This window comes from Paenilisteria rustica, assembly GCF_013820765.1.
Classification (GTDB): domain Bacteria; phylum Bacillota; class Bacilli; order Lactobacillales; family Listeriaceae; genus Listeria_A; species Listeria_A rustica.
On sequence record NZ_JABJVM010000006.1, the window covers coordinates 129653 to 143320 of the forward strand.

Annotated in this window: 11 protein-coding genes and 1 riboswitch; of the genes, 5 read left to right on the plus strand and 6 right to left on the minus strand. The window is 43.5% G+C overall.

Features of this window, described 5'->3' with window-relative positions; translation table 11 throughout:
* Window positions 1–154: 154 nt before the first annotated feature.
* A complete protein-coding gene (locus HPK16_RS07860; RefSeq protein WP_246369336.1) occupies window positions 155–727 on the minus strand; it encodes an NAD(P)H-dependent oxidoreductase in 573 nt (190 codons plus the stop codon).
* Between the two features lie 171 nt (window positions 728–898).
* Between HPK16_RS07860 and HPK16_RS07865 the strand changes: the two genes are divergently transcribed.
* Window positions 899–1297 carry a BlaI/MecI/CopY family transcriptional regulator gene (locus HPK16_RS07865; RefSeq protein ID WP_036060470.1) on the plus strand — a complete coding sequence of 133 codons (399 nt, stop codon included), beginning with the start codon at window positions 899–901 and terminating at the stop codon, window positions 1295–1297.
* Between the two features lie 2 nt (window positions 1298–1299).
* Window positions 1300–2715, plus strand: a complete 1416-nt coding sequence (locus HPK16_RS07870; RefSeq protein WP_181676444.1) for a M56 family metallopeptidase — start codon at window positions 1300–1302, stop codon at window positions 2713–2715.
* Window positions 2716–2804: 89 nt separating this feature from the next.
* Here HPK16_RS07870 and HPK16_RS07875 read toward each other — a convergent pair whose 3' ends face one another.
* Genes HPK16_RS07875 through HPK16_RS07885 form a run of 3 tightly spaced genes read right to left on the minus strand, consistent with a single transcriptional unit; the run spans window position 2805 to window position 4748 of the window.
* Window positions 2805–3848 (minus strand): hypothetical protein, encoded by a 1044-nt coding sequence (locus tag HPK16_RS07875; RefSeq protein ID WP_181676445.1) that lies wholly within the window; start codon window positions 3846–3848, stop codon window positions 2805–2807.
* An 11-nt stretch (window positions 3849–3859) separates the two neighbouring features.
* The gene (locus HPK16_RS07880) at window positions 3860–4117 is read right to left on the minus strand and encodes a hypothetical protein (RefSeq protein ID WP_181676446.1); all 258 of its coding nucleotides are present in this window, start codon (window positions 4115–4117) and stop codon (window positions 3860–3862) included.
* A 10-nt stretch (window positions 4118–4127) separates the two neighbouring features.
* Entirely contained in the window at window positions 4128–4748 is a 621-nt protein-coding gene (locus tag HPK16_RS07885; RefSeq protein WP_181676447.1) for a hypothetical protein, read from the minus strand.
* Window positions 4749–5229: 481 nt separating this feature from the next.
* Window positions 5230–5400: riboswitch (M-box (ykoK) riboswitch) on the plus strand.
* Between the two features lie 279 nt (window positions 5401–5679).
* Between HPK16_RS07885 and mgtA the strand changes: the two genes are divergently transcribed.
* The 3 genes from mgtA to HPK16_RS07905 are packed head-to-tail and all read left to right on the plus strand — an operon-like array spanning window position 5680 to window position 10532.
* The gene (mgtA, locus tag HPK16_RS07895; RefSeq protein ID WP_181676448.1) at window positions 5680–8277 is read left to right on the plus strand and encodes a magnesium-translocating P-type ATPase; all 2598 of its coding nucleotides are present in this window, start codon (window positions 5680–5682) and stop codon (window positions 8275–8277) included.
* A gap of 4 nt (window positions 8278–8281) precedes the next feature.
* On the plus strand, window positions 8282–9436 hold the full coding sequence (locus HPK16_RS07900) for an FtsW/RodA/SpoVE family cell cycle protein (RefSeq protein ID WP_181676449.1): 1155 nt from the start codon (window positions 8282–8284) through the stop codon (window positions 9434–9436).
* Window positions 9420–10532, plus strand: coding sequence for an FtsW/RodA/SpoVE family cell cycle protein (locus tag HPK16_RS07905; protein ID WP_181676450.1), 1113 nt, complete (start codon window positions 9420–9422; stop codon window positions 10530–10532). The genes HPK16_RS07900 and HPK16_RS07905 overlap by 17 nt, the downstream gene beginning before the upstream one ends.
* Window positions 10533–10861: 329 nt before the next feature.
* Here the strand turns inward: HPK16_RS07905 and HPK16_RS07910 are convergent, their stop codons facing one another.
* Together HPK16_RS07910 and HPK16_RS07915 are read right to left on the minus strand one after the other, a co-directional pair.
* A complete protein-coding gene (locus tag HPK16_RS07910; RefSeq protein WP_181676451.1) occupies window positions 10862–11188 on the minus strand; it encodes a hypothetical protein in 327 nt (108 codons plus the stop codon).
* Between the two features lie 84 nt (window positions 11189–11272).
* Window positions 11273–13654: a toxin Cry1Ac domain D-VI-related protein gene (locus tag HPK16_RS07915; RefSeq protein ID WP_181676452.1), complete on the minus strand. Its 2382-nt coding sequence runs from the start codon at window positions 13652–13654 to the stop codon at window positions 11273–11275.
* Window positions 13655–13668 lie beyond the last annotated feature (14 nt).

The following is a 13668-nucleotide window of genomic DNA, read 5'->3' on the forward strand; positions in this document are numbered from 1 at the left end:
TAATCGTTCTCAATCATGTACTGGCGCCTGTTTAGAGTCCTCGTATAGATTGTGAAACCCGTACTAAATAAGACTTAATTAGCATAACATAAATCCATCCAAATTTTGCATCTACTTTCGCCGTAAAGTAAACGCCCTGAACACATTCCCCATATCAAATAGTGCTACTAATCTTCGCAACTTTTTGAAGAAATTTATTTATTTTGCCTTCATTAGAACCTTTTACATAAGATAACGACGTATGTTTGTAAGTAGAAACACCACACATTTTCAGAATCTGCTTACTTAGAATTCGGCCATAATCCTTTTGAATAAAATTAGCATAAACCGCCGGCGTATCGTGCGTATTAATAATCCAAGCCTGCTTCCCTTTCAGCAGCCCAATCGGCCGAATCCCCTTATATTTATAAGCAAAATCCTTCGCGAAAACCTTATCAATAAACCCCTTTAAAATCGCCGGCGTACTGCTCCACCAAATCGGGTAAATAAAAATCAAAAAATCCGCCCAAAGAACATGATCTCTGTATTCCTTCGTACCGGCATCTTTATGTAAATCTCGACGCTTATTCATACTGTCAAAACGTAAAACGGGATCAAACTCCTCTTTATAAAGATCAATTTCTTTGACGATATTTTGCTTACCTAGCTCTTTTTCCACCGTCTTCTTGATAGCGTAATTTAAGCCTTCATGATTTGGATATGTATAAATTATTAGCACATTCATCATTGATCGCTCTCCTTATTTGTGAGTTAAGACACACTCTTTATACATGCTACTCTACTCCATAAAACAGCCCGATGCAACACAAGTATCAAAAAGGGGGTTGACTTCCAATAACGATGCATGTTAGTATTTATTCACGGATTACAAACGTAGTCCAAAGAGAGGAGGAATAAAATGGGGCATTTACCTAAAATATCAGAAGCTGAATTAGAAGTCATCCAAGTTATTTGGAACGAATCTCCACTGACAGCCGGTGAAATAATTCAAGCCCTGGAAAAAGAACACGATTGGAGTCCCAAAACAATACGAACGCTACTCAACCGACTAGTCCAAAAAGAAGCTATTTCCTCCCACCAAGAAAAAGGAAAACTGCACACGTACACCGCATTAGTATCTCGAGAAGATTACATGCAAAGCGAAACAAAATCCTTGTTAAACCGCTTTTACGGCGCAGCTTTCAAACCACTACTCGTGAATTTTATAAAAGAGGAAAAACTATCATCCGAGGACATCGACGAACTCAAACAACTCCTAGATGATAAAGCTGAATCCAATCCCAGAAAGGATAGATAGTTATGTTCCATATGCTATGGCATACGTACCTTCCCTCTATTTTTAACTGGGTCATCGAAACGTCTATTTTGGCAAGCGTGTTGGTCATATTCATTATGTGCATCCGCTTCGTCTTAAGAAATTGGCTAACACCGCAATGGAAATACGCATTATGGCTCATTCTTGTGATCAGACTCGTACTACCTTGGTTCCCAGAAAGCTCCTTTAGCATCTATTCCCTGCTACACATCACCCCAGTAGCAGAGCCAGTTGTCAGCCAAGAAAGTACAACGATAGCAACAGAAACCATCAAGGAAATACCAGTAATAGCCAAGGAAGTACCTGCTGAGATTGACATGCACACTATCTTTCTATTGATTTGGATACTAGGAATCCTGATTGCCGGAATTTTCATAATAATGACAAACAAACGTTTATATACCTATATAAGCAAGCAACCACTAATAACTGAAAAAAGAGTTTTGGACATTTATCAGCAATGTAAGCAAAATATGTCCATCGAAAAAGATATCCCGTTACACTATTCCGGAAAAATTTCAGCTCCAACCCTATTCGGAATGAGCAAACCTAGGATTTTACTTGATGAAAAACACGTAAATCATCTAAAAGACGAGCAACTAAAATACATTTTTTATCACGAATTATCCCATTATAAACGAAAAGACATCGGCATGAATTTACTGATGAATTGCCTGCTCATTGTCCACTGGTTCAATCCTATTCTTTGGTACGCCTGTCGTGCCATGCGTGAAGATCAAGAAATAGCCTGCGATAATCTGGCTCTGACTTTTATCAATCCCGCAGAAAGAATCGCCTACGGACACACCATTATTACATTAGTCGAGCAATATTCTACGTATTATCAGCCATCCACACTGGCACATTTCAGTAAAAACAAAATAAGATTAAAGAGGAGAATCATTATGATCAAAAAATTCAATAAAAAATCACAACTATTAACCGCAGTAGGTTTCATCGCAATTTTAGGAGTATCCGCGTTCTCTCTAGTAGACGTAAAAGCAGAGACAACCGAGTCACAAAAACAAGAAATGGCGGCTAAAATGAAACAAGAAGATGCCGTAAAACAAGAAGCCGCGGAGAAAGTGGCAAGCGGAGAGTATGACGAAAAAATGGCTGCTGATTACAAATTAAAAATGGCTGGAGAAAAGGCAACTGAGAACGCAACAGATGCAGAGATTGACCAAAAAATCGCTGCTGCTATGGCTGAAAAGAAAAGACAAATGGCTGAGGAAAAAGCCGCTGAATCAGATATTGACAAAAAAATGGCTGCCGCTACTGAAGAAAAGAAAAGACAGATGGCCAAAGAAAATGTAGCGAATAAGGCAACTGGTGAAGAATACAACGAAAAAGCGGCTGCTGATTACAAATTAAAAATGGCCCAAGAAAACGCAAAATAAGGCTTGAATAACTAAAAACAGACGATGCTCCCCATCTAATGTTCACCCCAAAATCTAGACTAATAATCTGATTTCGGGGTGTTTTATTGTCATTTTTCCGACCACCGCAAAGCATCCTGATTCATCCGTATAATCTCCTCATGCTCGCCAACCTTCGTGATAAAAAGCAATGACTGAATCCGTTCTGCCGTTGAAAAAAGATGATTATCCTGGTACTCCGACTCAATCGTATTACTATACCGAATCCCATCCAAACGCTCTATTTTATACGACATCTGATCCGTAACGATAAGCCCCTTCCCATCATAATTCGCTTTAATCCCATTATCCTCCCCATTCAATAACGCCGATTTTTGCAGTTTCGTATCGTACAAGTAAAGCCCGTTATCCTTGGAATAAGCCACCAAATTATCACCGACTGGCTTCAAATCACTATAATCCACGCCTAAATCATATATTTCGTAATTCCCAGACCTCAGATCATAACTCTTCAAATGCCCGCTTCCTCGCCGAATATCCTGATACCACATTTTATGCTCGGAGAAAGCCAGAACCGTCCCTTCCGCTCCAAGCTCATCAAGCTGCTCCTCCTCAACCGTTTTCAAATCATACGACATAACCAATCCCGTCTTCCCGCTAGACTCCAACCAATAACCCCGGTGACCTATCACATGAAAATCGAAAAATGAATGCGCATCACTACTGTTCCATTTCTTCAAAATTTTCTCCTGCTTTATGTCATAGATAACCGTCCGCGTCGCACCATCTGCGTCCGCCTCCACCCAACCAAGATAATCCTCGTTCCCAAAAGTTGAATCAATCCCGTCCATACCAAACTTCATCTTCTTAGACTCTGGCACTACCTCCATTTTCCCAGTCTGCTTATCAATCGCATAAACCGCCTTCGCGATTCTGTATGTATCCGTATCGCCTTCCGTGTCAATCAAAGTATAAATCTTGTCAGGCGTATCCACCATCGAATAAAACGACATCCCATCCTCACCAATATACTGCGTCCTATCGTTCTCCTTCACCACACGCATATCCTTACTATTTATTTTATCTATCGCAAATCCCACTCCCACAGTCAACAAAACCACCATCAAAGCCACGACTATCTTCCTATTCTTCATCATTACCCTCCTTATCGTTTACTCCGAACTCCCCATATAACCAACCAAGTAAGCGCTGCAATCAACGGCCCTACAAAAATAACCACAACCCAAGCCACATCCAACCACATCACCGGCATCGCGCATCCATCCGTCCCACAAGCCGTCCGCTCCAATCCAAAACGCTGAATAGAATCCACATAACCAACAAGCCGAATCCCAAAAAACAATCCCCAAAGCCCAAAAATCCCAACCGCCAAAAACGCGATTTTCACATATTTCCCTTTCATCAAATCCACCTCATTCCCTCACAACTTTAAAAATATACTTCCCATCAATTTGCGCAGGATATGTCTCCTTAACCGCCGTATTTTCCGACAAATATATTTTCAGCTTATCGCCCTTTTTAACATCATCCGCCTCGATTTCCTTCCCATCCACATCAAAAATACCACTGCTCTTATGTAACACAAACTTCCCATTACCTAGCCCAGAATCAGCGCCAGTTATCAACTTCAAATGCTCCACATAAAGCGACGAATCACCATCCTCATACGCCTCTCCATCGTACAGATTAAAATCAGCCTCCGTCTTCTCAGGCGAATACTTCACATCCGGCTCATCACTCGTTGACGAATACGGCACAAACAACACATCACCATCCTTCACAAAAAAAAGATACTCATACACAACATCCGCCGAATCACCACGCACCTTAAAACGCTTCACATAATCCCCACTTTTCATCCAATCCCACACCAATTTTTCATCATAAATAGCCTTACTCGGCACACCTTGCTCACTAACAAACGCATCGATTTCCCGCTCCGCCCAAGCCCTCGTATAATAATGCTTCCCCACCAAAAAGCCAACGACAATCACCACGAGCCCAAGCAACATCCAACTATACCTATTCCTCATCTCATATCCCCCTCACACTTCACGAATTTTCCAAAACCTACCCTAAAAGTATCACAAATCCCGCCCCCAAACAATGACAATCCGCACATCTTTAGGAAATATTTAATCCCCCCTCCAATCCTTAACAAAACTTAAACAACCAACAACACGCAAATAAAAATTTCCCGCTCCCATCCAATCCCCGAGCCCTTCCCACGCCCCTCCTCCCCCAACAATTATCTTGCCCCAACGCAACATTTTTAGGGAAACCCCCTTGACACAAAAAAACATCGATGCTACCCTGGAAGAGTCAAGAACAATAATTAAATGTATCAGCCTGCCCATCAGTCCCTTCCACCGCCAAGCCAAGTCCGTGTCTCCAAACTTCAGCGTGCCCACAAATGCTTAGTTGCTAGGCAAAAGTGAGTACCGAAGCGGAGCGTACGACTGTACGAGAGCATCGGAACGGAACTTTTAACGACGCAAATGAGCGTTTGTGGGCACGCTGACCTGTACGGTGAGGCTCCTATGTGAAAATACGCCACTGCCCAAAAATGTCCAAAGACGCCAATGGGTTGAACAGGGATTGTCGGATTAAGGCTTTCCATAACGTGGCTAAGAAACTTGTTTTCTTTACGTTGCATAGTGCCAAAACTTTAGCGAGGGGAATCTTGTGTTTTTTTGAGGCGCATATAAATTCTGAATCTCTGCCAAAGTCACTAGACAGGTAGGGATTTTTTGTGCGTAAACAAGCATGAAATGAAAATTCTGCTATTATGCTTATTATTGTCAAATTATATAGAACGGAGGTGGAGTAGCATGCCACAATTTCTCGAGGACGACCCTGCCGAACCTGAATCATCGAACTTAATACCAGACTGGAATGGCTTTTACTCCACCAGAAAACTAAAAAAGCCGTGACAGTTTAAAAACTGAATCGGAGGATAATACAATGAAAAAAGCACTAAACAAGTTACGCAATGAACAAGAGGTAAACCGGACACTACTCCAAGATTCCACAGCAAATAAAGAAGCAGCGATTACGAAATACAAAACAACGACCCAAGGCCTAAACGAAGTAGAAGTAACGAGACGGCGCACTAAATTTGGAAAAAACATCACCGCCGAACAGAAGCCAACACCTTGGTACCTCAATCTAGCCAAGGCTTTTCACAACCCATTTATTTATATTCTTGCCTTCCTGATGATTATTTCTTACGTGACAGCCGACATCGAGGCGACCATCATTATGGCTCTGATGATCCTATTTAGCGTCATTCTGAGCTTCACCCAATCGATGCGCGCCCAAAAAGCCAGTCTCTCTTTGAAAAATATGATTGAAAATACGACCGCGATTATTCGTGATGGCATGCAACGAGAAATTCCGATTGTTGATGTCGTTCCAGGCGATATTGTTTTCCTCTCAACTGGCGACATTATCCCAGCAGACGCGCGAATCATCGAAGCCAAAGACCTATTTATCAACCAATCACCACTCACCGGCGAATCGATTCCCGTTGAAAAATTCGTCGAAGCCACCGAAAAAAGCCTCAGTATTTTTGAACGAGATAATTTGGCATTCATGGGAACGGACGTGATTAGCGGCCAAGGAAAAGCGCTGATTCTAAAGACCGGCGACAACACCATTTTCGGCTCCCTGTCTCAAGAAGCTCTTGCCAAACGTGACGAAACCAGTTTTGATAAAGGCGTCAAATCGATTTCCAAATTGCTGATGTACCTCATGCTTGTCATGGTTCCAATCGTCTTTTTGATCAATGGCATCATGAAAGGTAACTGGACCGAGGCGCTTCTGTTCGCAGTCGCTGTAGCCGTGGGACTTACGCCCGAAATGCTGCCGATGATCGTCAACACCAATCTCGCAAAAGGCGCCGTTCGCATGGCCAAAAAGAAGGTCATCATCAAAGAGCTCAGCGCGATTCAAAACCTTGGCGCGATGGACGTTCTTTGCACCGACAAAACCGGCACGCTGACCAAAGATAAAGTCGAGCTCATCGAACACATTGATACGACTGGCGAAACGTCCGATAAAGTTCTAGCGCTCGCCTTCCAAAATAGCCACTTCCAAACCGGCTGGAAAAATATCATGGACCACGCGATCATTTCACACATGGAGAAAATCGGCGACAGCAAGCGTTTCACGACACCAGAAAAAGTCGATGAAATCCCGTTTGACTTTGCGCGCCGCCGTCTCAGCGTTATTTTACGCAAAAAGGACAGCCTGCAAATGATTACGAAAGGCGCGATTACCGAAATGTTCGACGTCTGCTCGCAGCTTGAAGAAAATGGTGCGATCATCGAGCTGACAGACCCAATCAAAAAGCGCCTCCACACGCAATGTGAGAAGATGAATCGTAACGGTATGCGCGTTATCGCCATCGCGACAAAAACGAAGACGGAAAAAGAATCTTTCTCCGTTATCGATGAGCAAAATATGACACTGATCGGCTTCCTCGGGTTCCTTGATCCCGCCAAGCCATCCGCGAAACCAGCGATCGCATCCCTGCATGACCACGGCGTTACCGTCAAAGTTCTCACAGGCGACAACGAAATCGTCGCGCAAACCATTTGCAACCAAGTCGGCATTCCATCTGAGAAATTCCTACTCGGCTCCGATATCGATTTCCTGTATGACGATGAACTCACCGAAGCAACGAGGACGCACCACATTTTTGCCAAGCTCACGCCAACTCAGAAATCCCGCATCATTCATCTGATTCGAAAAGACGGGCACACTGTTGGTTTTATGGGCGATGGAATCAATGATGCCCCAGCCCTGCGCAAAGCAGACGTCGGGATTTCCGTTGATACTGCCGCCGATATAACCAAAGACGCAAGCTCAGTTATTCTACTCGAAAAGAGTTTAACCATCCTAAACGACGCCGTAACGGAAGGTCGAAACGTCTTCGGAAACATTTTAAAATACATGAAAATGACCGCCAGCTCCAATTTTGGAAACGTGTTTAGCGTTCTTGTCGCCAGCGCCTTCCTGCCATTTTTACCGATGCTTTCGATTCACCTACTTTTGCAAAATCTCATGTACGATGTCTCGCAAATGACGCTCCCATGGGACAAAATGGACGAATCTTTCTTGAAAAAACCGCGTAAATGGGATCGTAAAAACATGTTGCGCTTCATTCTTCTGATTGGCCCGGTCAGCTCGATTTTTGATATTCTCACGTTCGCCATCATGTGGTTCGTCTTTAGCGCGAATACCATCGCCGAGCAAGCGCTGTTCCAAAGTGGCTGGTTCGTGGTCGGCCTGCTCACACAAACGCTCGTCGTACACATGATTCGTACCGAGAAAATTCCATTCATTCAAAGTCGTGCAGCCGCACCAGTGATGATTTCCACCCTAATCGTGATGGGTATCGGCATTATCATTCCATTCACGTCACTTGGTCACGGCATCGGACTCGTCAGCCTACCGCTTAGCTACTTCCCGTGGCTCATCGCGATTCTTGCCGGCTACATGATAACCGTCCAAATCGCCAAAAATCTCTACATCAAGAAATTCCACGATTGGATTTAAGTCGATGTTTACCAAGCAGAATCGCATCATACTTCTCGCTTACATCGCCACAGGAATTTGGAGTTGCCTCATGGTTTACAGCGCCAGTTACGCGGCCGCGGGCAACCGTTATGCCGTTTCCAGCCAACATTTCGCGATTCGCCAAGCCATTTTTTACGCGATTGGCCTCGTCTGCCTATTCTTCTTTGCCAAACTAAAAACCGTACCATTCTGTTCTAAAAAAACGATGAAATTAGCAGGCGGCATCGCTGTCCTCCTGCTAATTCTCGTCCTACTTACCGGCACAGCGACCAACAACGCCCAGCGCTGGATTCAACTTGGCGGTGCCACGCTTCAACCGACCGAACTCGTCAAAATCCTGCTCATCATCGCGACCGGAAACTTCATCGTGCATTACTTCAAAAACATGGCGCAATCCAATCGCGTCACCTACTTACTCATCAGTTTCATCCTATTTTGCGCAGGCCTTATCATTTTGCAACCAGACCTTGGCACCAGCTTCATCGTCCTATCTATTTTCGCCGCCCAACTACTCACATCCGGGCTGTCCGCGCGCAGACTCAGCCAAATCGCTATCACCGGCATCCTGTTCGCCGCCCTCAGTCTAGGCATCCTGTACCTACTTCATCCCAATTTTTTCAGTCAAGCTCGGCTCGGTCGTTTCGCGTTCCTTGATCCGTTCAGCAAAGCCAATCTCGACGCTTCCTATCAACTCAGAAACGGCTACTACGCGATTGCAGACGGCGGCATATTTGGCAAAGGATTCGGCCAAAGCGTCCAAAAACTCGGTTTCCTGCCCGAATCCCATACCGATTTTATCAGCGCGGTCATCTCAGAAGAACTCGGCATCATCGGCATTCTCGTGACCCTAACTCTCATCCTGTTTTTCATCTGGAAAGCCTTTCACATCGCGCTCCGCAGCCATTCCGCATTTGACACGTCGATTTGTATCGGTTTTGCGACCTGGATCGCCGTCCAAGCCATCCTCAACCTCGGTGGCGTCAGCGGTATGATCCCACTCACCGGCGTCCCGTTGCCATTTATCAGCTTCGGCGGCACCTCCATTATCACCCTATCGTGCGGCGTCGGATTTCTGATCAGCGCCGAACGCCAAATAACCCTCACAGAAAGAAGGAATATCCATGCAAACCAACAATAGACTCCGCGAAAGCCTAGTCGTCCTCATCTGCCTACTATCCATGATCGGCTGCCTCGCAATCTTCATGGCCCAACAAACCAACCAATACGACACCAACTTCTTTCGCATGCAAATCATCTTCATCATCGTTGGATTCACCGCCGTATTCCTCCTATCAAAACTCGACATGACCTTCGTCCGCGCCAAAATTCTCTGGGTATACTTCGCGATGCTTATCCTGCTTGCCGGTATCCTCATCCCAAACCCACTCGTATCCGAAATTAACGGCGCCACACGTTGGTATCAGCTGGCCGGCTTCTCCTTACAACCGTCTGAAATCGCCAAATCCATGTTCATCATCGTCATCGCCCATTTTGCGGCAAAATACGAGCGCATCATCTGGAAGCAGCTACTCATCACGTGGTCACTCGCCGGCGTTGTACTCCTTTTAATCATGAAACAACCCGATCTCGGCACCACCATCGTCTATTTCGTCAGCGCCTTCACAATCAGCATCCTAGCCCTGAAATCCACCAAACTCATCATTACCATCCTAACATCACTCGTTGTCGCAGTAAGCGGTGGCCTCTATCTCGTCGTCTATCACGTCAATCTACTCGAAAAAATCGGCTTCAAAAGCTACCAATTCCGGCGCGTCCACACGTGGCTCGACCCAGCAAGCGATCCCAATTCCTTCTATCAAGTCGACCGCTCCCTCAAAGCAATCGGCTCCGGAACGATGTCTGGCAGCAATTCACCGTACGTCTACATCCCAGAAAGCCACACCGACATGATTTTCAGCACCATCGGCAACCAATTCGGCTTCCTCGGCGCCAGTCTGCTACTCATCCTGTTCATGCTCTTCATCCACCAACTCATCATCGCCGCCCTGCATATGAAAAACAGTTTTTCCACATACGTTATCGCTGGTTTCGCCATGATGTTCGCCTTCAATATTTTCGAGAATATCGCGATGACGATTGGCCTCATGCCACTGACCGGGATTCCGCTTCCGTTTATTAGTTATGGCGGTAGTTCGACGCTTGGTAATATGATTGCGCTTGGCGTTATTCTTGCTGTTATCAAATGCGATGATACGAGTCTTAGCCGAACCTAATCCAAAAATCATGTGTCGTAAAATCCATAAAAAAATCGATAGAAATCACACAACATACATGCGATTTCTATCGATTTATCCACGTTATTACTTACCTCTTCTACCTCGTAAAATGACAACCATACTTGCAATTAACCCAAAACCAAATAATACATGTGATTCGTTACTATCTCCAGTTTTTGGTAATATGTTTTCTGAACTTCTCATAGCTGTTGGTTGTTTACTTTCTTTTATCGGTGCTTTTTCCCCCGAATTCCCTTTTACTTCAAGAACTGGTTTCAGCGGTTTATTTGGTTTATTCGGATTTACTTTGCCAGGTGGTGTTGTTCCTAAGCTTGTCGATGGGTATATTTCAAGTGTTTTTTCTTCACTGATAACAACATCGCGTCTAGAGGTTGCGCATCGGCGCCGTTGTTCTTGCCTTTGAGATGGATTTTGAGAATCGTGTCATCTGTTTTTTTAGCTTTATCAAGTTTAACTACATCTGTGACTTCAATCGCTACACCATCTACTTTTTTCGTCATGTTGGTTGACTCTTTTTTGGCGACGGTTTCGGATTTCGGTGTGTTATCTTTTGTATCGTCTGCGGTGTTCCCACATCCACCTAGTACTAAGGTTAGAGCTGCGAGACTGGCAAAAATAGTTGCTTTTTTCATTAGGATTGTAACCTCCATGTAAGTATCGTATTTAAAAGGGAAACTCTTAACTGACATAAGCCAGTTAAGAGTTCGAGAATGCGATTATTTAGCGACAACCGTTACTGTTGTACCTGTATCTCCTGGAATTTGTGCGCCAAGATCGACAGTGATTTTATCGCCGGCTTTCAATTTACGTGATACTCCTGTTTCGTCTTTAAAGAAACGGCTGTAAATTTTGAATCGACCGTTTGAACCGATACCACCTGCTGTTACTGCATCGATGTTTGCTTGTGGTGTTACCGTACGTTGTGCTACGCCGTTAATGGATAGACGTAATACTTGTGTTCCTGTTGGTACTAAACCAGTGATATAATCAGATTTAGCTTTTACTGTGTCGATAATTGGTTTAGCTGCTTGACTTACTGTTACACTAGTTGCTAAGTTCGCTGGTGTTTTGTTACCATAATCGACTGTTACGATGTCACCTTGTTTCAGACGTAGATTCGATACAGTACCGTCTGAAACGAAGCGGCTGTAGAATGAGAAGTTACCGTTAGCATCTGGTGCGACCAAACGTTGAGGTACTCCGTTGACGATTAAACGTACGGATACTGTGCCTGCTGGTGCTTTACCTGTAATTGCTTGTTGGAATGGTGCTACACTGTCTACCATTGGTGCTGTTGCTGGAATATAGTTTGCTACTTTTACAGTTGTAGATGGACCTGTTTTAGCAGAGTTCTTTTGTGCTACAGTGATGACTGTGTCTGCTTTTTGTACTGGAATCGTTACGGAATATTTACCGTCAGCGCCGATTGTAGCTGTATACGTTGCTGTTCCGATTTTGACAACTGCTGTTAATCCTGGTGTTCCTTTACCTGTAACGACTGTGTCTTTATTCGTTACGTTATTAACAGTTGGGGCAGTTAGGACTGCATTTTTAGCATCCAATTTAGCTTGTGCATTATCGATGTCTTTTTGTAAGTCTGCTTTTACTGCTGGGTCTGTTACTTTGTTTACTAAGGCTTGTGCCGCGTCAATTTTTGCTTGATCTGTTGTAGTTTTAATGTCTTGACTTGGATCATTGTTCATGAATAAACCATCTACTGATGTTTTTGCAGCTTCTTGTGCTGCTTTTTCTGCTGCTGCGGCTGTTGCGGCTTCTTCTTTTTTATCTAGTTGGTCTTGTGCCTTGTCGATGTCTTTTTGTAAATCTTCTTTAACCGCTGGATCTGTGATTTTATTTACTACCGCTTGGGCTGCGTCAATTTTTGCTTGATCTGTTGTATCTTTGATGTCTTTGCTTGGGTCATTATTTACAAACAATCCGTCTACAGCTTCTTTACCAGCGGCTGTTGCTGCATCAGATTCTTTTTTATCTAATTGAGCTTGAGCATTATCGATGTCTTTTTGTAAGTCTTCTTTCACTGTTGGATCTACTACTTTATTTACTTCTGCTTGTGCCGCATCAATTTTTGCTTGATCTGTTGTATCTTTGATTGGTTTAGTTGGATCATTGTCAACAAATAGGCCATCTACTGATACTGTTGCTGTTTCTCCTGTTTTGTCGATAACAGTTTTTTCAATTACATCTGTTCCACTCGTGATAGTAACTGTTTGCCCAGGAGTTGGTTTAGTAATATCAATGCTAAATTTACCAGTTGAATCCGTTGTACCGGAGTATTGTTTTGAGCCAATTGTTACTGTTACAGCTTGGTTTGGTAGGCCTATTCCTGTCACTTTTGTTGTGTCAGAAGTAATATCATCTACCATCAAACTCGTTTTTTGTGTCACTTGAACATTGCTGAATTTAGCGCCGTAAACTGAAATCAATGAAATATCGGTTGTTGTACTCGTAGCAACAAACTCAAGAGCAAAATTAGAGTTATTCTGATTCCATGGTGTACTTCCTTCAGACAACTTATTTTTATTAGAATCCATCACTGTTATTATGGCCGCCCCACCTGGAGTCCATGATAAATTATCCGGATTTTGGTACCAAGGTGTGTTTATACCAAGATTACTTTTCACAGTATATTTTTGACCTGGTATTGTTTTAATAGTTTGCTGTACACCTTGTGCCGATTGACTGTAGTTCCTTGGACCATAAAAAGATATACTTTTATTTCCATCTTCTGAAAAGGAAATATAGTTACTATGATCACCTATGATGGTTCCATTTTTTCTAAATGATTCTGAATACTGATATTCAAAAGTACTCGGCTTAATATCTTTCACACGCGTTTGATTATGATTTACTATTCCATCATACGTAGCTGTTACTGGTGTCCATCCAACATACCCTATACCATTCGCATTAGTTACAAAATCAGGATGTGCCAATAAATTAGTTGAGTTAGTTGAAGCTGTTTGTGTTTCTAATTGTCGTTCTGCCTTGTTTACTGTTACTTCTTCCGCATTTACAATCGTAGCGAGTGGTTGTGCTACTACTGAGAATGCGATTGTTGCTACTGCTGCTGTTTTCAAAGCCTTTTCATTAA